Raw genomic sequence first — 21,330 nt, forward strand, 5'->3', positions numbered from 1 at the left:
GGTCAGCACGGATGGGTTAGACAATGCGACTTCGTTTCGTCCCGGTTTTCTTCAGCCTCGCGCTGGTTATGGCGGTCCCGTTTTCCGGATCGGCATCCGCTGCGATCAAGGTCATCGTCAACGATACTCCCATCACTGATTATGACATCGCGCAGCGGTCACGGCTGATCACGCTGACACAGCGCAAATCGGCCTCGATTGCAAAGCGGGAAGCGGAACAGGAACTGATCGACGATCAGGTCAAGCTGGCCGAGGCAGCCCGAGTCGGCGTCGAGGTCAGCCAGTCCGAGGTCGACAATGCGTTCAACAACATCGCCCGCAACGTGAAAATGTCTCCCTCGCAGCTTTCCAAGGCGCTGAGCAGCGGCGGCGTAAAACCGGATACGCTCAAGGACCGCCTGAAGGCGCAAATCGCGTGGAACCAGATCCTGAGCCGCCGGTTCAGCGGCAATATCGATGTGGACGAATCCGATATTATCGCGGCGCTCAAGAAGACCGATGAGGAAGACCGGCAGAAGTCGATCGAATACGATCTCAAGCGCGTCATCGTCGTCGTGCCGAAGAATGCCTCGGGCGGTTTCAAGTCCAAGCGCAAACAGGAGAGCAACCAGATCCGCGCTGCCTTCAACAACTGCGATGACGCTGGCCCCGTGCTGGGGAAATTCAGCGAGGTGGTGGTCCAGCCGATCGGACGCCGGCTTGAGACGGAACTGCCGCAGAACCTGCGCACGGAAATCGAGAAGCTGGAGATCGGCAAACTCACAAAACCGAATACCACGCCTGTCGGCTATGAAATGATCGCACTTTGCGGAAAGCGGGAAATCGCGTCGGATATCGCCGTGCGTACCGAGCTCGAGAATGAGTTGCGTGCGAAGGAAGGCGCAAGCCAGTCCCGCCGTTACCTGATGGAAATCCGCCGCCGCGCGACCATCATCTATCGCTGAGCGATATGGGCCGCTCCGCAAAAAAACCGATCGCCGTCAGCATGGGCGAACCCGCGGGCATCGGGCCCGATCTGGTTCTTCTGGCCTGGGCAAATCGCAAGTCTCTCCACCTGCCGCCCTTCTATGTGCGCGGGGATGAAGCGCTTATCGCCAGCCGGGCAGAAACACTTGGTCTGAATATCCGTATCGACAGCGTATCGCCGGATCAGGCCGCCGCGCGGTTTTCAAAATCCCTGCCGATCGTGCAGACCGGGCCCGCCCTGACGGACCGGCCTGGCGAGGAGCAGAGCGAAACCGCCCCGTCGGTCGTCGCCTCCATCGAAGGCTGTATCGATGATATCGGCAGCGGTCTGGCCTCGAGTCTGGTGACAAACCCGATCAACAAGGCCGCACTCTACAGAACCGGGTTCTCGTATCCCGGACATACGGAGTTTCTGGGCGCGCTTGCCGCCAGACACTGGCCCGATGCGCCAGCTCAGCCGGTCATGATGATCGCCGGTCCGGAATTGATGGTCGTGCCGGTGACAATCCATATTCCGATCAAGGACGTCCCCGCCGCGCTGACCGAAGACCTCATAGTCGAAACCGCCGAAATCACCGCGCGTGATCTGCGCACCCGTTTCGGATACACCAATCCCCGGCTGGCGATCTGCGGGCTCAATCCGCATGCAGGGGAAGACGGCACCATCGGCACGGAAGACCGCGATGTCATCGCACCGGCGGTCGCCCGGCTCCAGGCGGCAGGCATAGCGGCAACAGGTCCGCATTCCGCCGATACCCTGTTTCACCCCCCGGCGCGCAAGGCTTACGACTGCGTGCTTGGCATGTACCACGATCAGGTGCTCATTCCGGCAAAGACAATCGGCTTCGACGAGGGCGTGAATGTCACCCTCGGACTGCCCTTCGTGCGCACCTCTCCGGACCACGGCACCGCCTACGGACTGGCAGGCACCGGCACGGCCCGCATCGACAGCTTCTCGGCGGCGGTACGTCTTGCCGATGTCCTCGCCAATCCCGACCAGGTGTAAATTGGCCCAGATTGACGATCTGCCCCCACTGCGCGACGTGATCGCGACTCACGGTCTGGATGCCAGGAAATCACTCGGCCAGAACTTCCTGCTCGATCTGAACCTGACCTCGCGCATCGCCCGCTCTGCGGGGAGCCTGGAGGACTGCACCGTCCTGGAAATCGGACCGGGACCGGGAGGCCTCACGCGGGCCCTGCTCGCATCGGAGGCCAGGAAAGTCGTTGCGATTGAAAAGGACAGCCGGTGTCTGCCGGCGCTTGCCGAGATTTCGGCGCGCTATCCGGACCGGCTTGACGTCATCGAAGGCGACGCCCTGAAACTCGATCCTGTTGCCCTCACCGGCGGCGGCAAGGTACGCATCGCTGCCAATCTGCCCTATAATGTCGGCACGCAGTTGCTTCTCAACTGGATCACCACGCCGGATTGGCCGCCATTCTGGTCGTCGCTGACCTTGATGTTTCAGAAGGAAGTCGGCGAGCGGATCGTCGCGGCACCGGGCGCAAAAGCTTATGGCCGCCTCGGGGTGCTGGCGGGATGGCGCTGCAAAGGCGGTATCTTGTTCGACATAAGCCCCAAGGCCTTCACCCCGCCGCCAAAGGTCACCTCCGCGGTGGTGCACCTGACGCCCGAAACCACGCCCCTGCCCTGCGAGCTGACCGCTCTGGAACGGATCACAGCCGCCGCCTTCGGCCAGCGCCGCAAGATGCTGCGGGCCAGCCTCAAGGCGCTTTCTCCGGAAGCGGAACAATTGATCGTGCAGGCGGACATCGAGCCGACGGCGCGGGCGGAGGAAATCGACATTGCCGGGTTCGTGGACCTCGCCAATGTGTTCAGGGCAGCCGGAGCGGTTTAAAGCACATCCACGAAATCTGGATCCAGGCGCCGTTTCCGGGTCCAGGTTGCTTCACTCCTCACCCAGTTCCTTTTGCAGATCCTCAACCATGCCCTGGATAAGCGGGCCGATCTTCGGGGAGCGGAATTGCTTGAGGCGCTCCGCCCTCAGGATCGCGCGGACATTCTCAAAGGCACGCTCCAGATCGTCATTGACGACCACATAGTCGTATTCTCCCCAGAGGGACATTTCCTCGACCGCGGTTTTCATGCGCTTGGCGATGACTTCTTCGGTGTCTTCCGCACGCCGATGCAGACGGGATTTCATTTCGGCGATCGACGGCGGCAGAATGAAAATGGACACCACGTCTGAGCGCATTTTCTCGCAGAGCTGGAAAGTGCCCTGGATATCGATGTCGAAGAGGATGTCACGGCCGCTCTCGATGGCGTTTTCCACCGGTGCGCGGGGCGTTGCGTAGTAATTGCCGTGCACTTCCGCCCATTCCAGCAATTCGCCATGATCGCGCATCTGCTCGAACCGTCCGGCGTCCAGAAAGTGATAATGCACACCATCGACTTCGCTGGAGCGCCGAGGCCGGCTCGTTACGGAAATCGACAATTCCAGATTGTCTTCCTTTTCCAGAAGCAAGCGCGCAATGGTGGACTTCCCGGCGCCCGAAGGGGACGACAGGACCAGCATCAGCCCCCTGCGCTGCTGCTCGGCCTGATCCGCGCTGACGGTCGTTCCCGCCGGGGTTCCTGTGCGCGCCTCGCTCATGTGGTCTACTCCAGGTTCTGTATCTGCTCACGCATTTGATCGATGACGGCCTTCAGGTCCAATCCGATCGCGGTCAATTCGACATCGTTGGATTTGGAACACAAGGTGTTGGCCTCGCGGTTGAATTCCTGCGCCAGAAAATCGAGCCGCCGGCCGATCGCCCCGCCCGCGTCCATCAGTTCGCGGACGGCGGCGACATGGGCATGCAGCCTGTCGAGCTCTTCGCGGATATCCGCCTTTGTCGCAAGGATCACCGCTTCCTGGTGAAGGCGTTGCGGGTCGAGCTGACTGTCCGATGCATCCATGAGGTCGAGAACCAGCTTCCGCAACCTGGCCTTGATGGCTTCCGGCGTGCGGGCCGGCAGGTTTTCGGCTGCCTGGGTCAGCTCGGCGATGGTGTCAATCTGCTTGCGGACGATGCCGCTGATCGCCTGACCTTCCGTATGGCGCATGTCGACCAGATCGATCAGGGCGGCGTCCAGAGTGGTCAGCAGCGCGTTGTGCAGGGCTGCCTGAGCCTCCACGTCCTCTTCCGGTTCCTTGAGCTCGAACACGCCTCTCTGCGACAGGATACCGTCAAGAGAAGGCGGCGCGAGATCCGGCACACGGTTTTTCAGAAGGTCAATCGTCGAAAGAACCGCTTCAAGCGCTTTTTCATTTACCTGAAGCTGCTGCTCGGATTGGTCCCGCTGCATGGCAAGACCGATTGTAACGTTGCCGCGCCTGAGAAGCTTGCCGCAACGTTCGCGGATCTTCGGTTCCAGCGTTTCCAGTCCGGTTGGAATGCGAATGCGCAGATCAAGGGATTTGCCGTTGACCGACCTGAGTTCCCAGGTCCAGCGAACCGGACCAGTTTCCCCCAGCGCGCGTGCAAATCCCGTCATGCTGGCCAGTGCCATTAGCCCCCCCTTGCGGACAAGTTGCGAGCGATTTTCGTCTTGCCTGTCGAATGCTCGATCAGTTGGACGTCGCCGGCTGTGTTTGCGAGTTCTTTTCAGCCTCTCGCATGTCCCGTTCGATCTGTCTCCACTTGCGGACGTTTTCCTGATGCTGCTCATAGGTTTCGGCGAAAATGTGCCCGCCGGTTCCGTCCGCGACGAAAAAGAGATCCTTGGTCCGTGACGGATTGGCCACGGCCTCCATGGCCGCCCGGCCCGGATTGCCGATCGGTCCGGGCGGCAGCCCGTCGATCTGGTAGGTGTTGTATTTGTTGTCCGCCTTCAGTTCCGACTGCTTGATCGCAGAGCGGTCCTTAAGCCAGGCTTCACTGCCATAAAGACCGTAAAGAATCGTCGGATCCGACTGCAGGCGCATTTTCCTGTTGAGACGGTTGACAAAGACACCTGCGACGCGCGGCCGTTCGTCGGCAAGAGCGGTTTCCTTTTCGACGATCGACGCCAGGATCACCAGTTCTTCCGGCGAAGCAACCGGCAGGTCTTCGGAGCGGCGCTCCCAGATTTCAGCCAAGAGCTTTTCCTGGGCGGCCTTCATCTGTTCCAGAACTTCCTGACGTGTCGTTCCGCGCGCGAAAGTGTAGGTCTCCGGCAGCAGGTCTCCTTCGCGGGGGATCTCGGTGATTTCACCAGACAGAACCGGATGCGCGCGAACCCGCTCGATGATCTGCGCCGTGGTCCAGCCTTCCGGTACGGTCACGGAATGGGTGACAGCATTGCCTTCCACCAGATCGGTCATGATCTCCTGCATCGACACGCCCGGCGCGAAGGCATATTCCCCGGCCTTCAGCTTCGTGGCGTTCTTGTAGAAACGGATGCCGAGATTGAAGATCCATTCATCGACCAGACTGTTCTCGATCACACCCTGGCTGGACAGCCGGTCGGTGATGCCGGACAGACCTGCTCCGGAAGAAATCACCACGGTGGCGTCCTTTTGAAGTGGGCCGGCTTCCTCGAACTTTTCCTTACCGAAATACAGCACACCGCCAAACGTGGCGAGACCGATCACGGCAAGCGAGATGATCATGTTGACCAGAATGACGAGCGGATTGCGGACGTGACGGGAGCGCTGCGGCGGTCCCGGAGCCGGTTCAGGCTGCAAGGCTTCACGCGGGCTTTTCGGCTTAATGCGCATATTTGATCGCACCTCCAAAACTGAGCCCCCAGATCCCTGACTCAGGCTCTACACCAACCTTCTTTCACATGGGCCCATATGAAAGCGGAAAAGCTGATCGAATTTGAGACGTTAGAGCATCTTGTCCCCGCTTTGGCGACCAAAGATTGCCCTTACTGCCCAACGGACACGATCAACACCTCGGCCCGAACCATGACAATAGGTCCGGGCCGAGAGAATTTGAACGGGTTATGCGGCAACTTTGCGGAAGACAAGCGAGGCATTCGTGCCACCAAAGCCGAAAGAATTCGACAAGGCGACATTGATGTCCATCTTTTTGGGCTTGTGAGGCACCAGATCGATTTCGGTCTCGACCGAAGGATCGTCCAGATTGATTGTCGGCGGCGCCATTCCGTCGCGGATAGCCAGAACCGAGAAGATTGCTTCAACGGCCCCTGCCGCCCCAAGCAAATGGCCGATAGAGGATTTGGTCGACGACATTGTCAGACCTGATGCATGTTCGCCCGCGAGCCGGGTCACGGCGCCAAGTTCGATCTCGTCGCCCAGCGGTGTCGAAGTCCCGTGCGCATTGACATAGTCGATGTCGGCGGGGGTGACTTCAGCGCGTTTCAGTGCCGCCTCCATGCACCGGTAGGCGCCGTCGCCATCGGAGGAAGGAGCGGTAATGTGAAAAGCATCGCCGGAGAGGCCATACCCGATGACCTCCGCGTAGATATCCGCGCCGCGGCGCACGGCATGCTCATATTCTTCCAAAACCACGACACCTGCACCCTCACCCATCACAAAGCCGTCGCGGGCCTTGTCGTAGGGCCGGGATCCCCGTTCGGGGCTATCGTTGAAGCCGGTAGACAGGGCCCTGCACGCGGCGAACCCGGCGAGCGCCAGACGGCAGATAGGCGATTCGGTTCCTCCGGCCACCATCACATCCGCGTCGCCGAAGGCAATCAGACGGGACGCATCGCCGATGGCGTGAGCCCCTGTGGAACACGCGGTCACCACGGCGTGGTTCGGTCCCTTTAGGCCATGGCGGATGGAGACATAACCGCCGGCCAGATTGATGAGACGTCCGGGAATGAAAAACGGGCTGAGGCGTCGCGGGCCTTTTTCAGCCAGCATATAGGCACCTTGCTCGATGCCCTGCAGTCCGCCGATACCCGAGCCGATCAGCACGCCGGATCGGACCTGCTGCTCGTAGGTTTCGGCCTTGTAGCCGGAATCAGCTATCGCCTGATCGGCGGCGGCCATGGCGTAGACGATGAAGTCATCGACCTTGCGCTGCTCCTTGACCTCCAACCAGTCGTTCGGATTGAAAGCCCCTTCAGCGGAGGGGTCGCGCGGGATCTGGCAGGCGATCTGACAGGCCAAATCGTCGACTTCGAAATTGGTGACCTTGTTTGCCCCGCTTTTGCCTTCGAGGATCTTTTTCCAAGTGACATCGACACCACTACCAAGCGGCGTCACCATGCCCACCCCAGTTACGACAACTCGCCTCATAAACCTGCACTTGCGTTGGAAAGGACTGGCGGGGACTTGCCCCGCCGGCACCAGATTCAGTTCAAAATCAGGAAGGGCAGAGCCCTTACTTGTTGGCTTCCAGGAACTTGACGGCATCGCCAACAGTCAGGATCGTTTCTGCTGCGGTGTCCGGGATTTCCACGCCGAATTCTTCTTCAAACGCCATGACCAGTTCAACGGTGTCAAGGCTGTCTGCGCCCAGGTCATCGATAAAGCTTGCACCTTCCACGACCTTTTCCGCATCCACACCGAGGTGCTCAACGACGATTTTCTTTACCCGATCCGCGATATCGCTCATCTTTTACTTCCTTAGTTTTCGTCTGTTCATCTTTGGCGAAGCTTGCCCTGACCGATTTCGAGGAAAACGGTGGCAGGCGATCGCTGTCTTCAAGATGTCTGCGCGCAGGCAGGCCGGTTTCCGAACACGGAATATCGAACATGACTGCGCAATTCGTAACAATCGGCGGGTTGGTAACACACTTTGTTGCCCTTTACCAGCCGGTCCAGACCGCACGGGAGCGGCCCGGATTCTTTTTGCCTGATCGGCGAAATTTCCTTTTAAATCATAGCCATGCCGCCATTGACGTGCAGCGTCTGCCCGGTCATGTAGGCCGCTTCGTCACTGGCAAGATACAGTGCAGCCGAAGCAATCTCCACCGAAGTTCCCAAACGGCCTGCCGGGACGTTTGCCAAAATCGATTCTTTTTGCTTGTCGTTCAGTGCATCGGTCATCGCGGTTTCGATAAAACCCGGTGCAATCGTGTTGACGGTTATGTTGCGGCTGGCGACTTCCCGGGCAAGAGACTTGTACATGCCGATCATGCCGGCTTTTGCCGCGGCGTAGTTGGCCTGGCCCGGATTTCCGGTCACGCCGACAACGGAGGTGACGCCGATGATGCGGCCGGAACGGCGCTTCATCATGCCCTTGATCGCTGCCCGGCACAGGTGGAAACCGGACGTCAGGTTGACTTCCAGAACCTGATCCCACTCTTCATCCTTCATGCGCATGAAAATGTTGTCGCGGGTAATGCCGGCGTTGTTGACCAGGATGTCCACCGAGCCCATCTTTTCCTCGGCGGCCGCAAGAAGGCCTCCGACGGCCTCCCGGTCCGACAGGTTGGCGGGCGTTACGAAGGCGCGCTCGCCCAGATCAGATGCCAGCGCTTCCAGCTTCTCGGCACGGGTGCCGGACAATGAAACATTTGCGCCCTGCGCATGGAGCACACGGGCAATCGCCTCGCCGATGCCGCCGGTTGCGCCGGTGACGAGGGCATTTTTCCCTTCCAAGCTGAACATGTGGGGTCCTTCCCTGATGGTGAATGCGCCCCTCAGCGGGACATTAAATCTGATGGCCGGTGATTGAGGCGTCAGCCGGAAATCTTTTCCAGCAAGGCATCGATGTCTTCAGGCGTATTCACGGCGAGGCCGGTGGCTTCCTTGTGGATGCGTTTTACCATGCCGGTCAGCACCTTGCCGGTTCCGATTTCGACAAATGTGTCGACACCGTTTTCCGCAAGCCAGGTGATGCTTTCCCGCCAGCGCACGGTGCCGGTTACCTGCTCTACAAGCCGGCCACGGATTTCGTCGGGACCGGTGATCGGTCCGGCGACAACATTGGCCACCAGCGGCACCGCAGGCGAACGAACGTCCGCATTGGCGAGCGCTTCGGCCATCTTGTCTGCCGCCGGCGCCATCAGCGCGCAATGGAACGGAGCGCTGACCGGCAGCAGCAAGGCGCGGCGAGCGCCCTTGGCCTTGGCAATCTCGATGGCACGCTCGACGGCGGCCACGTGTCCGGAAACAACCACCTGGCCGGGCGCATTGTCGTTTGCCGCCTGACAGACCTCGCCCTGGGCCGCGGCCTCGGCGACTTCGACAACCACGTCGAAATCCAGTCCGAGAAGCGCGGCCATTGCGCCCTGCCCGACGGGCACAGCATTCTGCATGGCATCGCCGCGGACGCGCAGCAGGCGCGCGGCGGTTGCGACATCCAGACTTCCGGCAGCCGCGAGCGCGGAATATTCACCAAGCGAATGGCCGGCCACATAGGCAGCGCCAGCGGCCAGGTCGAAGCCTCTGGCTTCCAGAACGCGCATTGTGGCGAGGCTTACAGCCATGAGAGCAGGCTGGGCATTCGCCGTCAGTGTCAGCGCGTCTTCCGGTCCGTCCCACATGATCTGCGAGAGTTTCTGCCCCAGCGCCTCGTCGACCTCATCGAAGACAGCTTTCGCTTCCGGATATGTATCGGCAAGGATCTTGCCCATTCCGACGCTCTGGCTGCCCTGTCCGGGGAAGGTGAATGCAATGGTCATCTGGAATACGCCTCCGTGACACGTGTGAGATCCCCGCCATCAGGCAAAAGATCTTCGGCTTTGATTGAAAAGCGGTGCAGTGGCCCGCCCGGGGCCATATGTCTGAACTTGGCGCGAGGCTATGATACGCTCTTGGCCAAACTGTCAAGGCCCAGCCCTCAATCATTTCCTGTTTCGCGCCTTGTTTACGCGTTTTCCACGCCGCCCGCACCCGAAAACCCGATTTTCCGGTGTCTTTGTCTCCCGGGTGTTTCCGGCAGGAGCGGACCTCTGAAAGCCTGTTGCCGGGTGCCGTTGGACAAACAAAACACCGCTTCCGCCGGGAGCGGGGCAGTTGGCCATACAGGGAAAGCGGTTTCCCTCATCTTTTGGCGGATTGAGCTTGCAATTTCCAGGAAAGCGAGTATAGAGCGCGCTTCATCCGGGGTGTGGCCGGGAGCTGAACGGAAGGGCATTATGCCAGGATCCTTAAAAAGATCCGACTTCCCGTGTTCCCGCTCTCGTTAGAATTCTCGTGCCTTTCCGAAGCTGCGAGGAGGCTCTGCGCCAGCCCTGCGTTGTCAACACGAAGAAAGGCTTGTTTCATGCCTCTTTATGAGCACGTTTTCCTGGCGCGCCAGGATGTTTCGGCCCAGCAGGTCGAACAACTCGTCGAACAGTACAAGGGCCTCATCGAAGGCGCCGGTGGAACTGTCGGCAAAGTGGAGACCTGGGGTCTGCGATCCCTCGCCTACCGCATCAAGAAGAACCGCAAGGCTCACTACACCCTGATGAACCTCGACGCTCCGCATGCAGCGGTTGCCGAGATGGAACGCCAGATGGGCCTGAGCGAAGACGTCCTGCGCTTCATGACGTTCCGCGTCGATGAACTGGACGAAGAACCGTCCGCAATGATGCAAAAGCGTGACCGTGACGACCGCCGTGGTGGCGGTGGACGCGGTGATGGACCTCGCGGTGATCGTGGCGACCGGGGCGACCGCCCGGGTGGCAGCCGTCCTCCGCGCCGTGCAGAAGGGGAGTAAGAGATCATGGTTGATGTTGCACAGCTTCCGAGCCGCCGTCCGTTCTTCCGTCGCCGGAAGACCTGCCCGTTCTCCGGTTCCAACGCGCCGAAGATCGACTACAAGGACATCCGTCTGCTTCAGCGCTACATTTCCGAGCGCGGCAAGATCGTTCCGAGCCGTATTACCGCGGTTTCAGCAAGAAAGCAGCGTGAGCTGGCCCGTGCCATCAAGCGCGCCCGCCTTCTCGGCCTGCTGCCCTTCCTGATCAGCTAAGCTTCTCCTTATCTCTGGAGACGCCATTCTCCCGGGTCCGCCCGGGAGACCCGAATTGGGGCCGCGGGCAAACGGCCTCTAACCACCGCAAAAGGTGGGACAGTAGGAGCAAAACAATGCAAATTATCCTTCTTGAGCGTATCGCCAAGCTTGGCCAGATGGGCGACACCGTGCGCGTTCGCGACGGTTATGCCCGTAACTTCCTTCTGCCGCAGGGCAAGGCGCTTCGCGCCAACAAGGCCAACCTGGAGCGTTTCCAGAATGAGCGGGCCCAGCTTGAAGCCCGTAACCTTGAGCGCAAGAGCGAAGCGGAAAGCGTTTCCTCCAAGCTCGACGGCGAAATTCTGGTCATGATCCGCTCTGCCGGCGAAACAGGTCAGCTCTACGGTTCAGTGTCCACCCGCGACATCTCCGAAGGCCTTACCGAAGCCGGCTTCACCGTTACCCGCAGCCAGGTTGAATTGCGCACCCCGATCAAGACGATCGGCCTGCACAGCGTTCTGATCAGGCTCCACCCGGAAGTTGAAGTCTCCGTTACGGTCAATGTTGCCCGTTCGACGGACGAAGCGGTCCGCCAGGCCGCCGGTGAAGACCTGACCACTCCGGAAATGGACGTCTTCGAATTTGAAGAAGAAGAAGACGAGAGCGAAGACGACGCTGAAGGCGAAGGCGGCGAAGACGCTTCCGAGGCCAGCGAAGAAGCAGTCGAAGAAAAGCCGGAATAATTCCTTCGGGACCGTTATCCGACTAAAATCAAACGGCGCTGCCTGCAGCGCCGTTTTTTTGTTAGCCGGTGATTTTTCTTCCCGGTTAGGAAACCGGGCTAATCCGCCGATTTCAGTCTCCGTCGCAAGGCACTGAATCCTTTAACAAATCCTTTACCGTCTATTCATCGTTCTAAAAATATACGTAATTTCAATAACTAAGCTCTAGCGCCTTGAGTCCACTACAGGCTTGCGAGTCAAGCGGGATTCGATTCTATCCCCGCTGATCTGCCACAGGCAGTGGGAAACAAAATCAGCTTTTTTTGCCGCTTGAGCCTGTCTCCGTCTGAGGGTATTCCCAGTGCAGTTGGGTCACCGGGGGACGAAATGAACGGCAAACTGCAGAAGGTCGAATCTGAAGAAGACATCCAGCGCCTCGCACCGCATAACGCGGAAGCGGAACGGCAGCTTCTGGGTGCGATTCTGGTGAACAACGAGACGTTCTACCGGGTGTCAGACTTTCTCGAGCCAGTTCATTTTTTCGTTCCTCCCCACAAGGATGTTTTCGAGAAGATCTCTCACCTCATCCGGGCCGGCAAGACGGCCTCACCGGTCACGCTGAAAACATTCTATCCGGCCTCCGCGAAAATCGCCGACCTCACCGCGACCCAGTTTCTGCTGCGCCTTGCAGGCGATGCCGCCTCGATCATCAACGCCGAGGATTACGGCCGTACGATCTACGATCTCGCCATCCGCCGGAACCTGATCCGCATCGGCGAGGACATGGTCAACATCGCCTATGACGCGCCGATCGACGTGCCGCCCACCCAGCAGATCGACGATGCTGAACGCAGGTTGTTCGAACTGGCCGAAACAGGCCGCACCGAAGGCGGATTCGTCACCTTCAGCGACGCCCTGTCGGAAACCATCGAGATGGCGCATGCCGCCTACAACCGCGAAGGCGCTCTGTCAGGCATTTCCACGGGATTGCGCGAGCTCGACAGCCTGATGGGCGGACTGCAGTCCTCCGACCTTATCGTTCTCGCTGGCCGCCCCGCCATGGGGAAGACCTCGCTCGCGACCAACATCGCTTACAACATCGCCCAGTCCTACAAGGCGGAAGAACGGCCCGACGGCAACCTTGAAACAGTCAATGGCGGCGTGGTCGGGTTTTTCTCGCTGGAAATGTCGGCAGAACAGCTCGCCACGCGTATCATCTCCGAGCAGGCGGAAATTTCGTCCTCGAAGATCCGGCGAGGCGATATCACCGAAGCCGAATTCGAAAAACTCGCTGCCTGTGCCCAGACCATGCAAACGGTGCCGCTGCATGTGGACCAGACCGGCGGCATCTCCATCGCCGCCCTGGTGTCGAAGGCCCGGAGGCTGAAGCGCCAGCGTGGACTTGACCTGCTGGTGGTCGACTATATTCAGTTGCTTTCGGGGTCCGCCAAGAATTCCGGCAACCGGGTTCAGGAAATCACCGAGATCACGACCAATCTCAAGGCTCTGGCGAAAGAGCTGCAAGTTCCGATCATCGCCCTGTCCCAGCTCTCGCGGCAGGTGGAATCTCGAGACGACAAGCGGCCGATGATGTCGGACCTGCGTGAATCAGGCTCCATCGAGCAGGACGCAGACGTGATTCTGTTCGTTTATCGCGAGGAATATTATCTTTCCAAAACAGAGCCTGAAATCGGCTCGCCGGAATACGCGGCCTGGGAAGCCAAGCACGATGCCGCCAAGGGCAAGGCGGAAGTGATCATCGCCAAGCAGCGTCACGGACCGACGGGCACGGCATACCTCCACTTCGAGGGCCAGTACACCCGCTTCTCCGACCTTGCAGAGGACGATCACCTACCGGAGCGCTACGAATAAGCGGCAGAAGGAAGTGCTTGCCATTTCCTGGCATTCGAGTGCTAATTTGAAAGTTCGGGCGTCTTCGGTTTAGCCCTAAAAGTCGGATTGGTCGTTGCGCGTCGTGCAGCGGGAACCAGGGAGTTAAGCTTCCGGTTCAATTCCTCTCCGCATTCATTTCTCGGGAGAACGGCTTTTACAGGGAAAGTTTTATAGAATTCACGACGGATTTTATGTCCGAAATCCAGTTTCTTAATGGTTCTCTCGGTCGTAACTTCTGCATAGATATAGGCGTCAATACGTCCGCGCACGAGCTTCCTCAGGGAACACTCCATGCAATGGCTGCCGGTGACTGAAAACGGGAAAAAGTGCGTGTGTGCGGCATCTGTTTCAATCAACTCGCCACCGGACCAGATATCGGAACCTGAAATTTCTGAATCCGCTTCCATGTAGACGTTGAAGGGCACTTCGAAAAAGGACGCTTCCGAGTACATGAGATTTTCATCGATCAGCAGATTATCATCAGATTGAAGCAATGGAACATGCATATCGGCGTGTCCTGCCGACACGCTTATCAAAGATCTTTTGAAAGGCACAACTTGGTATTGTAGATCTATCCCGGCACCGACCGTCATATTTTCAATGAACTCTATCAGAGTGCTTTTTTTACCCGGCTCGGTAAGTCCAGGCGTCTCGCCAAAACTGACACGCCACACAGTATTAACACCACAAGCTGAAGCTTGCACCAGCAAGGGGCCGTGAAGTAGCAAAGCCATGAAGAGCATTGCCACTTTAAGTATATATTTCGTTCGATATGTTCTCATACGTGCTATTTTATGCATTTGAGTTCATTGCATCGACCATCATTATTTACAATTTTCGTCGCACTAAACTTGTAATTTCTACGTACTGGATATTTAGTACAACTCCTATTCATTTGGGTAATGATGCGATAAAATACTTAAAAAACTCTATTCCACCTCGTGTTTCATTAATTGACAGGATAAATCTTTCCGGCAAGTGTACTTGACGCTACCGGTAGGAGCCTGTTGGAAGATCTGCGTCTTTCCGCACAGACGCTGGAAATGGCCAGACATTCTGAAAAAGGACGTGGCTCACCGCGTTCTTATGGTCGAGTACATCAGCGTCGTTGCCTGCCGGGGTTCCACCAAAATCTCGGGGATAGAACCGATGCACCATCATCATGGAAGTCGAAAGCCGTAACCTGGTCTTCTGTAGCAAGCTTCACTGGATCCTTAGGGTATGGATCTGTAATTGCAGAGCTCGGCGGTGTAGATCCGTACCTAGTGGCCAGACCGGCTTTGAATTTCGATAACGGGTTAAGGTGTCGGCATCGGACCTAACGCTCAACTTTACCGCAGTTCCGCGACTTCTTCGTTGACCCAACCGCGTCAGGATTTGCTACGCTCTTCGCAAACAAGACTATTGATTCTGTCCGGAGAACCAGCCGCGCCGTGCCGTCTTCCCAGACCCCATTCCATTCGCCCGATTTTTATGGCGGCCGCCTGACAATCGATCTCGCGGCTATCGCCGCGAACTGGACCGTGTTGAACGGCAAGCTGGACGGCGGAGCCGAATGTGCCGCGGCCATCAAGGCGGATGCCTACGGGGTCGGCCAGGAACAGGCCGGACGGGCGCTTTCCGGCGCCGGGTGCAGAACCTTCTTCGTCGCGGTCCCGACCGAGGCGTTCGACTTGCGGATGTCTTTGCCCGATGCCGTCATCTATGTTCTCGACGGTCTCTTTCCCGGAACGGCGGAGCATTTCATCCAGCATGATATCCGCCCTGTTCTTGGGTCGCTCTGCGAGCTTCGCGAATGGACCGGGATCTGCAAAAGCGCGGAAAAAAATCTGGACGCCGCGGTTCATGTCGATACGGGCATTCACCGGCTCGGCCTGTCACCGGCCGAATTTTCCGCCGCCATGAGCGATGCGGATCTGCTCGGCCCCTTCGTTCCTTCTCTGGTGATGAGCCATCTGGCATGCGGATCGACGCCCGCACATCCCATGAACCGCCGGCAACTCGACCTCTTCCAAGAGGTCACGGCTCCCTTTCCCCATATCCCGAGGTCCCTTGCGAACTCCGCAGGCATCCTGATGGGGCCGGAGTATCATTTCGACCTGGTCCGGCCGGGCATCGCGCTCTATGGCGGCAAGGCAATCGACAGCGAACCCAATGCAATGAAGCCCGTGGCCAGGGTCGAGGCCCGCATCATGATGGTGCGCGACGTTCCCGAGGGCGACACCATCGGCTACGGAGCCCGCCAGAGCGCCACACGCCGCCTCCGGAACGCAGTGGTCGCCGCCGGCTACGCGGACGGCCTGCTTCGCCGTGCAAGCTCATCGGATGAACGTCCCGGCGGCTTCGCCATGATCGGCGGATACAGGGCGCCTGTCCTCGGGTGCATTTCCATGGACATGATCACGCTCGATGTCACCGATGTTCCAGAAGAGCTGCTCAAGAGGGGCGCCCTTGTGGAAATGCTGGGGCCGAGTGTTGCGGCTTCCGACCTCGCGGCTTATGCGGAAACCATCGATTACGAATACCTGACAAGTCTCGGGCGGCGCTTCGAGCGCGTCTACGCCCCTCTTATTTGATCGGAGCAGCGTTTCATGGCCCGGCGGCCCTCGTCCTATGTTTGTCAGACCTGCGGGGCGGTGACCGCCAAATGGGCCGGGCGCTGCGAATCCTGCGGCGAATGGAACAGTATTGTCGAAGAGCAGACCGGTGGCGGGATCGGCGGCGGACCCGGGCGGGCATCACGCAGCAAGGGACGGGTGATCCCCCTGGTGGGGCTGACAGGCGATGCAAAGGAAGCGGCGCGTATCAGGACAGAGGTGGCCGAGCTTGACCGTGTGACCGGCGGAGGGTTCGTGCGCGGCTCGGCCCTGCTCGTCGGCGGCGATCCGGGGATCGGCAAATCCACGCTGCTGATCCAGGCAGCCGCACAGCTTGCCCGGCTCGGGCACAAGACGGTCTATATCTCCGGCGAAGAGGCAATCGGTCAGGTGCGGCTGCGGGCCGAAAGGCTCGGCCTGTCGGAAGCTCCCGTCGCACTGGCGGCGGAGACCAGCGTCGAGGACATCCTGGCAACGCTCGAATCGGACACGGCTCCTGCCCTGTTGATCCTGGATTCCGTTCAGACGCTCTGGACCGACAAGGTCGAATCGCCACCCGGCACCGTCACTCAGGTCCGTGCCTCCGCGCAGGCGATGGTGCGTTACGCAAAGAAGAACGGCACGACCATGGTGCTTGTCGGGCATGTGACCAAGGATGGCCAGATCGCAGGGCCGCGGGTGGTCGAGCATATGGTCGATGCCGTGCTTTATTTCGAGGGCGACGGGGCACACCAGTACCGCATTCTGCGCTCGGTCAAGAACCGCTTCGGCGCGACGGATGAAATCGGCGTGTTCGAAATGACGGGCAAGGGCCTCGTGGAGGTTCCGAACCCGTCAGCCCTGTTTCTGGGCGACCGCAACTCCAGCGCCCCGGGCGCTGCCGTTTTTGCCGGCCTGGAAGGCTCACGACCGCTGCTGATCGAGATCCAGGCCCTGGTGGCGCAATCCTCCCTCGGCACGCCGCGCCGGGCCGTGATCGGCTGGGACAGCGCGCGCCTGTCGATGATCCTGGCGGTGCTGGAAGCCCGTTGCGGGGTCCGTTTCTCCCAACACGATGTCTATCTGAATGTCGCCGGTGGGCTCAAGATCAACGAGCCGGGTGCCGACCTTGCCGTGGCGGCGGCCCTGATCTCTTCGCTCAGCGGACTTGCCCTTCCGGCCAATTGCGTCTATTTCGGCGAAGTCAGCCTTTCCGGAGCCATCCGACCGGTGGCCCAGGCGCAATCCAGGCTGAAGGAAGCGGAGAAACTCGGCTTTGATCAGGCCTATTGCCCGGAGGGCAACCTGAAGGATAGCGCGGGAGCGTCCTTCAAGACGACCGGACTGGCGGAACTTGGGGACTTTGTCGCCAAAATCTCGGCCGAGGCTGGTGCCTTGAAGGAAAGTTGACGCATGATGGAAACAGTTACCGACTAAAGGTTGCCGCTCGCTTTCGAGCGCCAGAAGAGGATTTTTCAGGACAATGCCGATAACGCTGCTGGACGGACTTCTCTTGGTCATCATGTTCATTTCGGCGGTCCTCGCGATGATCCGTGGATTCGTCCGCGAAGTGCTCTCCATCGTCTCCTGGGTTGCGGCGGCGGCAGCGGCCTTTCTGCTCTATGAGCGTGTGCTGCCCTACGCCAAGCAATATATTGCCCATGACCTGGTCGCCATCGGCGCTTCCGCTGCGGCCGTCTTTCTGGTCACGCTCATCGTCGTCAGCTACATCACCATGCGGATTTCCGATTTCGTGCTGGACAGCCGGATCGGGGCGCTGGACCGGACACTGGGCTTTGTGTTCGGCGCCGTGCGCGGGCTGCTTCTGGTGGTGGTGGCGATGATGTTCTTCAACTGGTTTGTCCAACCCGACCAGCAACCGGGCTGGGTGGTGAATGCCAAATCGCGGCCGATCCTTCTGTCCATCGGTGAGCGACTGGTGGCCGTGCTGCCGGAAGATCCGGAAAAGGCGATCCTCGACAAGATCCGCGACAACAACCTGACCGGCGGCGATGCATCCACGCCGGCGGAGGAACCGAACTACAGCGATTCCGAACGCCAGGGCCTTGAACAACTTACGACAGACAGCAATTGACGCGGACAGGAAGCCTGTCCTGGAATGCAAAATATGATCTGAAGTATCCTGCGATCCGTGGAACACAGGGTACTTTGGCACTTTGAAATCGATCAACTTGCACAGCTCCCATCGATTCCGATTGGAAGCCGGTTGATCCAGGCAGGCCCTCAATGCCGGCCGGAACGAAGGAGTGTTCGCCATGAACGGCGAAGCCGACTTGCATGAAGCGTTTGACATCAATGCCGACACGCTGCGCGAAGAGTGTGGTGTTTTCGGTATTCTGGGTCACGAGGATGCCAGCGCCCTGACGGCACTTGGCCTGCATGCCCTCCAGCACAGGGGCCAGGAAGCCGCCGGAATTGTCACCTTCGACAATGAACAGTTCCGGGCGGAACGGCATCTCGGGCTTGTCGGCGATCATTTCTCCGACGCGGAGACGATGGCGCGCCTGACCGGCATGGCCGCCATCGGACACGTGCGCTATTCCACGACCGGCGAGACGATCCTGCGCAACGTCCAGCCGCTGTTCGCCGAACTTGACGGCGGTGGCATCGCCGTGTGCCACAACGGCAACTTCACCAACGCCCTCACCCTGCGCCGCCAGTTGATCCGTGACGGAGCAATCTGCCAGTCGACGTCGGATTCCGAAGTCGTTCTCCAGCTTGTCGCCCGCTCCCGCAAGGACAAGATCGTCGATCGCTTCATCGAGGCGATCACCCAGATGGAGGGCGCCTACTCCCTGGTGGCGCTGACAGCAAAGAAACTGATCGGCGCCCGCGACCCGCTCGGCATCCGCCCGCTGGTCCTTGGAGATCTCAACGGAGCACCGATCCTGGCGTCCGAGACCTGCGCGCTCGATATCATCGGTGCGAAGTTCATCCGCGAGGTGGAAAACGGCGAAGTCATCGTGTGCACGCCTACCGGGATTGAATCCTATTTCCCGTTCGGCAAGCAGACCGCCCGGCCGTGCATCTTCGAGTACATCTATTTCTCACGGCCTGATTCCATCGTCGGCGGACGCAGCGTCTATGATGTACGCCGGGAGATGGGCAGGCAGCTTGCCCGGGAAACCCAGGTTGAAGCAGATGTTATTGTCCCGGTTCCCGACAGCGGCGTCCCGGCTGCAATCGGGTTCAGCCAGGAAAGCGGTGTGCCGTTCGAACTGGGCATTATCCGCAATCACTATGTCGGCCGCACCTTCATCGAGCCGACACAACAGATCCGCGCGCTCGGTGTGAAGATGAAACATTCGGCCAACCGGTCGCGGATCGAAGGCAAGCGCGTTGTCCTCGTCGACGACAGTCTGGTGCGCGGCACGACGTCCGTCAAAATCGTTCAGATGATCCGCGATGCCGGAGCCCGCGAGGTGCATTTCCGGCTTGCCAGCCCGCCGATCAAATTTTCCGACTACTACGGCATCGATACCCCGGTGCGTGAAAAGCTGCTGGCGGCGAAATACGGGCTGGAGGAAATGCGCGCCTATATCGGTGCCGACAGTCTGGCGTTCCTGTCCGTGGACGGAATTTACAAGGCCATGGGCTACGACGGGCGCGACAACGCCAATCCGCAGTTCACCGACCACTGCTTCACCGGGGACTACCCGACGCCGCTGACAGACCTTTCCGGAGAGCAGGACTTCATCAGACCTCCCCGCCTGGTGGAAGTCGGATAACGCATCCGGCATTCGGTTGAACGCGGGATGCTCCAACACTTCAAGATCGATCAAGACATCCAATGGAAAAAGACTTCGAAGGCCGGATAGCTCTGGTGACCGGCGCCTCTCGCGGCATTGGCTATCAGGTTGCCAAGCAGCTTGCTGCGCGCGGAGCTCATGTCATTGCCCTCGCGCGCACGGTTGGAGGTCTGGAAGATCTGGACGACGAGATCAAATCCGCCGGGGGCCAGTCGACGCTCGTGCCGGTCGACTTGACCGATCTCGACGCGCTCGACCGGCTGGGTGCGGCGATTTACGAGCGCTGGAAAAAGCTCGACATCCTCGTCGGCAATGCCGGAATGCTGGGCGTCCTGTCGCCCCTCGGCCATATCGGACCGAAGGACTTCGAAAAGGTCATGGCGGTGAATGTGACCGCGAACTGGCGGCTGATCCGCTCGCTGGACCCGCTGCTGCGCCAGTCGGATGCCGGCAGGGCACTGTTCCTGACATCGGTTCAGGCCCAGACCTGCACGGCGTTCTGGGGCCTGCAGTCCACCAGCAAGGCGGCGGTCGAGGCGATGGCCAAAACCTGGGCGAACGAAAGCCGGCAGACCGCCATGAAAATCAATCTGGTGGACCCCGGCCCGACCCGCACCGGCCTGCGCGCCAAGGCCATGCCGGGTGAAATTCCCGAGAACCTGCCGACCCCGGAAGTCGTTGCGCAAGACCTGCTGATGCTTTTGAAACCGGATGTTCTGGAAACGGGCCTGCTCTTCGACCGGGTCAGCCGTGAATGGGTTCAACCCTGAAGCCTGGTCACTCCAGTTTTCCCGGTTCGGTGCGAATGCCGCCCCTTCTGCGAGTTCACATCCAGATCCTGTTGCGTTCGGGCGATCTCCTGAAAGCATGAATGCGCTGAAACGCCAAACTTCCGGAGCTCAAACCTGCAGCCGGCCGATCTGTTATTGTGGTTGGATGATCGCAACCGGTTACTACAGATTCAGCAAAGTGACACTGGATGATCTCGCTTTACTGGAGGCGTGGCAATCAACTCCGCATGTGCAGAAGTGGTGGGACTCCTGCGAGCCGTATGACGAAGCGGATCTGGCCGATTCTCGGGTGGCGCGCTGGATCGTCTCAGCAAGCGAACGGCCCTTTGCCTACATGCAGGACTACACGGTGCACGGATGGGGAGATCACCATTTTGCCAATCTCCCCAGAGGCTCAAGGGGAATAGACCAGTATATTGGAGACCCGGCAATGGTCGGCGTTGGCCATGGATCAGAGTTTATTGGCGCAAGGATGCAAATTCTCTTCGACGAAGGCGCACCTGTGATCGCGACTGATCCGCACCCGGACAATGAACGGGCGATAGCCGTCTACAGGAAGCTCGGGTTCAGACCATCCGGTCCGCCACAAGAGACCCGGTGGGGCTTGATCCTGCCGATGTTGGCGAGATCCTGAACGGCAGGTCTCTCCAACGGCAGGCCCACACTTTGGGGCGTCACCCGCCCTCTTACAAGTTTTGATGGAGCAAGGCACCCTGCCCCGCGCCAGCGGCCCGGGCAGGCGTTGCGACCAAGCCATCATCCCGCCGCGCAGCAGCCCTTTTGAACCAGGATGAATACGACGACGCATCTCCAAACAGTTTGG

The 21,330-nt window shown here is 59.5% G+C and carries 21 protein-coding genes; 13 read left to right on the forward strand and 8 right to left on the reverse strand.

The features are described 5' to 3' along the window. The first annotated feature begins 23 nt into the window (after window positions 1-23). The 3 genes from OA90_RS10555 to rsmA are packed head-to-tail and all read left to right on the forward strand — an operon-like array spanning window position 24 to window position 2,825. A complete protein-coding gene (locus tag OA90_RS10555; RefSeq protein WP_082836966.1) occupies window positions 24-944 on the forward strand; it encodes a peptidylprolyl isomerase in 921 nt (306 codons plus the stop codon). Between the two features lie 5 nt (window positions 945-949). Then, window positions 950-1,972 (forward strand): 4-hydroxythreonine-4-phosphate dehydrogenase PdxA, encoded by a 1,023-nt coding sequence (gene pdxA, locus OA90_RS10560; RefSeq protein ID WP_068410437.1) that lies wholly within the window; start codon window positions 950-952, stop codon window positions 1,970-1,972. A gap of 1 nt (window position 1,973) precedes the next feature. Next, window positions 1,974-2,825 carry a 16S rRNA (adenine(1518)-N(6)/adenine(1519)-N(6))-dimethyltransferase RsmA gene (gene rsmA / locus OA90_RS10565; RefSeq protein WP_068410441.1) on the forward strand — a complete coding sequence of 284 codons (852 nt, stop codon included), beginning with the start codon at window positions 1,974-1,976 and terminating at the stop codon, window positions 2,823-2,825. A 51-nt stretch (window positions 2,826-2,876) separates the two neighbouring features. Here the strand turns inward: rsmA and gmk are convergent, their stop codons facing one another. The 7 genes from gmk to fabD all read right to left on the reverse strand — a co-directional run bounded on the left by gmk (window position 2,877) and on the right by fabD (window position 9,496). Beyond that, window positions 2,877-3,581, reverse strand: a complete 705-nt coding sequence (gene gmk / locus OA90_RS10570) for a guanylate kinase (protein WP_068410444.1) — start codon at window positions 3,579-3,581, stop codon at window positions 2,877-2,879. Window positions 3,582-3,586: 5 nt separating this feature from the next. Next, window positions 3,587-4,480: a YicC/YloC family endoribonuclease gene (locus OA90_RS10575; RefSeq protein WP_068410447.1), complete on the reverse strand. Its 894-nt coding sequence runs from the start codon at window positions 4,478-4,480 to the stop codon at window positions 3,587-3,589. 58 nt (window positions 4,481-4,538) lie between these two features. Beyond that, a complete protein-coding gene (mltG, locus tag OA90_RS10580; RefSeq protein ID WP_068410450.1) occupies window positions 4,539-5,669 on the reverse strand; it encodes an endolytic transglycosylase MltG in 1,131 nt (376 codons plus the stop codon). A 228-nt stretch (window positions 5,670-5,897) separates the two neighbouring features. Next, window positions 5,898-7,163, reverse strand: a complete 1,266-nt coding sequence (gene fabF, locus OA90_RS10585; protein ID WP_082836967.1) for a beta-ketoacyl-ACP synthase II — start codon at window positions 7,161-7,163, stop codon at window positions 5,898-5,900. Between the two features lie 85 nt (window positions 7,164-7,248). Then, window positions 7,249-7,482 carry an acyl carrier protein gene (locus tag OA90_RS10590; protein ID WP_008194310.1) on the reverse strand — a complete coding sequence of 78 codons (234 nt, stop codon included), beginning with the start codon at window positions 7,480-7,482 and terminating at the stop codon, window positions 7,249-7,251. A gap of 260 nt (window positions 7,483-7,742) precedes the next feature. Next, the gene (fabG, locus tag OA90_RS10595) at window positions 7,743-8,480 is read right to left on the reverse strand and encodes a 3-oxoacyl-[acyl-carrier-protein] reductase (protein WP_068410456.1); all 738 of its coding nucleotides are present in this window, start codon (window positions 8,478-8,480) and stop codon (window positions 7,743-7,745) included. Between the two features lie 71 nt (window positions 8,481-8,551). Beyond that, window positions 8,552-9,496 carry an ACP S-malonyltransferase gene (fabD, locus tag OA90_RS10600; RefSeq protein ID WP_068410459.1) on the reverse strand — a complete coding sequence of 315 codons (945 nt, stop codon included), beginning with the start codon at window positions 9,494-9,496 and terminating at the stop codon, window positions 8,552-8,554. Between the two features lie 584 nt (window positions 9,497-10,080). On the opposite strand from fabD, the gene rpsF reads away from it, so the two are divergent. The 4 genes from rpsF (at window position 10,081) to OA90_RS10620 (ending at window position 13,349) form a co-directional block, all read left to right on the forward strand. Beyond that, window positions 10,081-10,518, forward strand: a complete 438-nt coding sequence (rpsF, locus tag OA90_RS10605) for a 30S ribosomal protein S6 (RefSeq protein ID WP_068410462.1) — start codon at window positions 10,081-10,083, stop codon at window positions 10,516-10,518. A gap of 6 nt (window positions 10,519-10,524) precedes the next feature. Beyond that, window positions 10,525-10,773: a 30S ribosomal protein S18 gene (gene rpsR, locus OA90_RS10610; protein WP_068410465.1), complete on the forward strand. Its 249-nt coding sequence runs from the start codon at window positions 10,525-10,527 to the stop codon at window positions 10,771-10,773. A gap of 116 nt (window positions 10,774-10,889) precedes the next feature. Next, window positions 10,890-11,498, forward strand: a complete 609-nt coding sequence (rplI, locus tag OA90_RS10615; RefSeq protein ID WP_068410468.1) for a 50S ribosomal protein L9 — start codon at window positions 10,890-10,892, stop codon at window positions 11,496-11,498. Window positions 11,499-11,864: 366 nt separating this feature from the next. Further along, complete coding sequence (locus tag OA90_RS10620) at window positions 11,865-13,349, forward strand: replicative DNA helicase (protein ID WP_068410470.1); 1,485 nt, start codon at window positions 11,865-11,867, stop codon at window positions 13,347-13,349. A 41-nt stretch (window positions 13,350-13,390) separates the two neighbouring features. On the opposite strand, the gene OA90_RS10625 is transcribed toward OA90_RS10620, so the two are convergent. Continuing rightward, window positions 13,391-14,104 (reverse strand): hypothetical protein, encoded by a 714-nt coding sequence (locus OA90_RS10625; RefSeq protein WP_156510453.1) that lies wholly within the window; start codon window positions 14,102-14,104, stop codon window positions 13,391-13,393. 699 nt (window positions 14,105-14,803) lie between these two features. Here OA90_RS10625 and alr point away from each other — a divergent pair. The 6 genes from alr to OA90_RS10655 all read left to right on the forward strand — a co-directional run bounded on the left by alr (window position 14,804) and on the right by OA90_RS10655 (window position 21,141). Beyond that, the gene (gene alr, locus OA90_RS10630; RefSeq protein ID WP_068410476.1) at window positions 14,804-15,946 is read left to right on the forward strand and encodes an alanine racemase; all 1,143 of its coding nucleotides are present in this window, start codon (window positions 14,804-14,806) and stop codon (window positions 15,944-15,946) included. 15 nt (window positions 15,947-15,961) lie between these two features. Then, window positions 15,962-17,356, forward strand: a complete 1,395-nt coding sequence (gene radA / locus OA90_RS10635; RefSeq protein WP_068410479.1) for a DNA repair protein RadA — start codon at window positions 15,962-15,964, stop codon at window positions 17,354-17,356. Between the two features lie 73 nt (window positions 17,357-17,429). Continuing rightward, window positions 17,430-18,041, forward strand: coding sequence for a CvpA family protein (locus OA90_RS10640; RefSeq protein WP_068410482.1), 612 nt, complete (start codon window positions 17,430-17,432; stop codon window positions 18,039-18,041). A gap of 181 nt (window positions 18,042-18,222) precedes the next feature. Beyond that, the gene (gene purF / locus OA90_RS10645) at window positions 18,223-19,695 is read left to right on the forward strand and encodes an amidophosphoribosyltransferase (protein WP_068410726.1); all 1,473 of its coding nucleotides are present in this window, start codon (window positions 18,223-18,225) and stop codon (window positions 19,693-19,695) included. Between the two features lie 62 nt (window positions 19,696-19,757). After that, window positions 19,758-20,486 (forward strand): SDR family NAD(P)-dependent oxidoreductase, encoded by a 729-nt coding sequence (locus OA90_RS10650; protein WP_068410484.1) that lies wholly within the window; start codon window positions 19,758-19,760, stop codon window positions 20,484-20,486. Between the two features lie 166 nt (window positions 20,487-20,652). Then, window positions 20,653-21,141: a GNAT family N-acetyltransferase gene (locus OA90_RS10655; RefSeq protein ID WP_068410489.1), complete on the forward strand. Its 489-nt coding sequence runs from the start codon at window positions 20,653-20,655 to the stop codon at window positions 21,139-21,141. Window positions 21,142-21,330 lie beyond the last annotated feature (189 nt).

Source organism: Labrenzia sp. OB1, from assembly GCF_001624695.1.
Lineage (GTDB): Bacteria > Pseudomonadota > Alphaproteobacteria > Rhizobiales > Stappiaceae > Roseibium.

Bases quoted from the DNA above. Each gene is read 5' to 3' on its own strand.
- OA90_RS10555 (WP_082836966.1), top strand. From the start codon at position 24: ATGCGACTTCGTTTCGTCCCGGTTTTCTTCAGCCTCGCGCTGGTTATG.
- pdxA (WP_068410437.1), top strand. From the start codon at position 950: ATGGGCCGCTCCGCAAAAAAACCGATCGCCGTCAGCATGGGCGAACCC.
- gmk (WP_068410444.1), bottom strand. From the start codon at position 3,581: ATGAGCGAGGCGCGCACAGGAACCCCGGCGGGAACGACCGTCAGCGCG.
- OA90_RS10575 (WP_068410447.1), bottom strand. From the start codon at position 4,480: ATGGCACTGGCCAGCATGACGGGATTTGCACGCGCGCTGGGGGAAACT.
- mltG (WP_068410450.1), bottom strand. From the start codon at position 5,669: ATGCGCATTAAGCCGAAAAGCCCGCGTGAAGCCTTGCAGCCTGAACCG.
- fabF (WP_082836967.1), bottom strand. From the start codon at position 7,163: ATGAGGCGAGTTGTCGTAACTGGGGTGGGCATGGTGACGCCGCTTGGT.
- OA90_RS10590 (WP_008194310.1), bottom strand. From the start codon at position 7,482: ATGAGCGATATCGCGGATCGGGTAAAGAAAATCGTCGTTGAGCACCTC.
- fabG (WP_068410456.1), bottom strand. From the start codon at position 8,480: ATGTTCAGCTTGGAAGGGAAAAATGCCCTCGTCACCGGCGCAACCGGC.
- fabD (WP_068410459.1), bottom strand. From the start codon at position 9,496: ATGACCATTGCATTCACCTTCCCCGGACAGGGCAGCCAGAGCGTCGGA.
- rpsF (WP_068410462.1), top strand. From the start codon at position 10,081: ATGCCTCTTTATGAGCACGTTTTCCTGGCGCGCCAGGATGTTTCGGCC.
- rpsR (WP_068410465.1), top strand. From the start codon at position 10,525: ATGGTTGATGTTGCACAGCTTCCGAGCCGCCGTCCGTTCTTCCGTCGC.
- rplI (WP_068410468.1), top strand. From the start codon at position 10,890: ATGCAAATTATCCTTCTTGAGCGTATCGCCAAGCTTGGCCAGATGGGC.
- OA90_RS10620 (WP_068410470.1), top strand. From the start codon at position 11,865: ATGAACGGCAAACTGCAGAAGGTCGAATCTGAAGAAGACATCCAGCGC.
- OA90_RS10625 (WP_156510453.1), bottom strand. From the start codon at position 14,104: ATGGCTTTGCTACTTCACGGCCCCTTGCTGGTGCAAGCTTCAGCTTGT.
- radA (WP_068410479.1), top strand. From the start codon at position 15,962: ATGGCCCGGCGGCCCTCGTCCTATGTTTGTCAGACCTGCGGGGCGGTG.
- OA90_RS10640 (WP_068410482.1), top strand. From the start codon at position 17,430: ATGCCGATAACGCTGCTGGACGGACTTCTCTTGGTCATCATGTTCATT.
- purF (WP_068410726.1), top strand. From the start codon at position 18,223: ATGAACGGCGAAGCCGACTTGCATGAAGCGTTTGACATCAATGCCGAC.
- OA90_RS10650 (WP_068410484.1), top strand. From the start codon at position 19,758: ATGGAAAAAGACTTCGAAGGCCGGATAGCTCTGGTGACCGGCGCCTCT.
- OA90_RS10655 (WP_068410489.1), top strand. From the start codon at position 20,653: ATGATCGCAACCGGTTACTACAGATTCAGCAAAGTGACACTGGATGAT.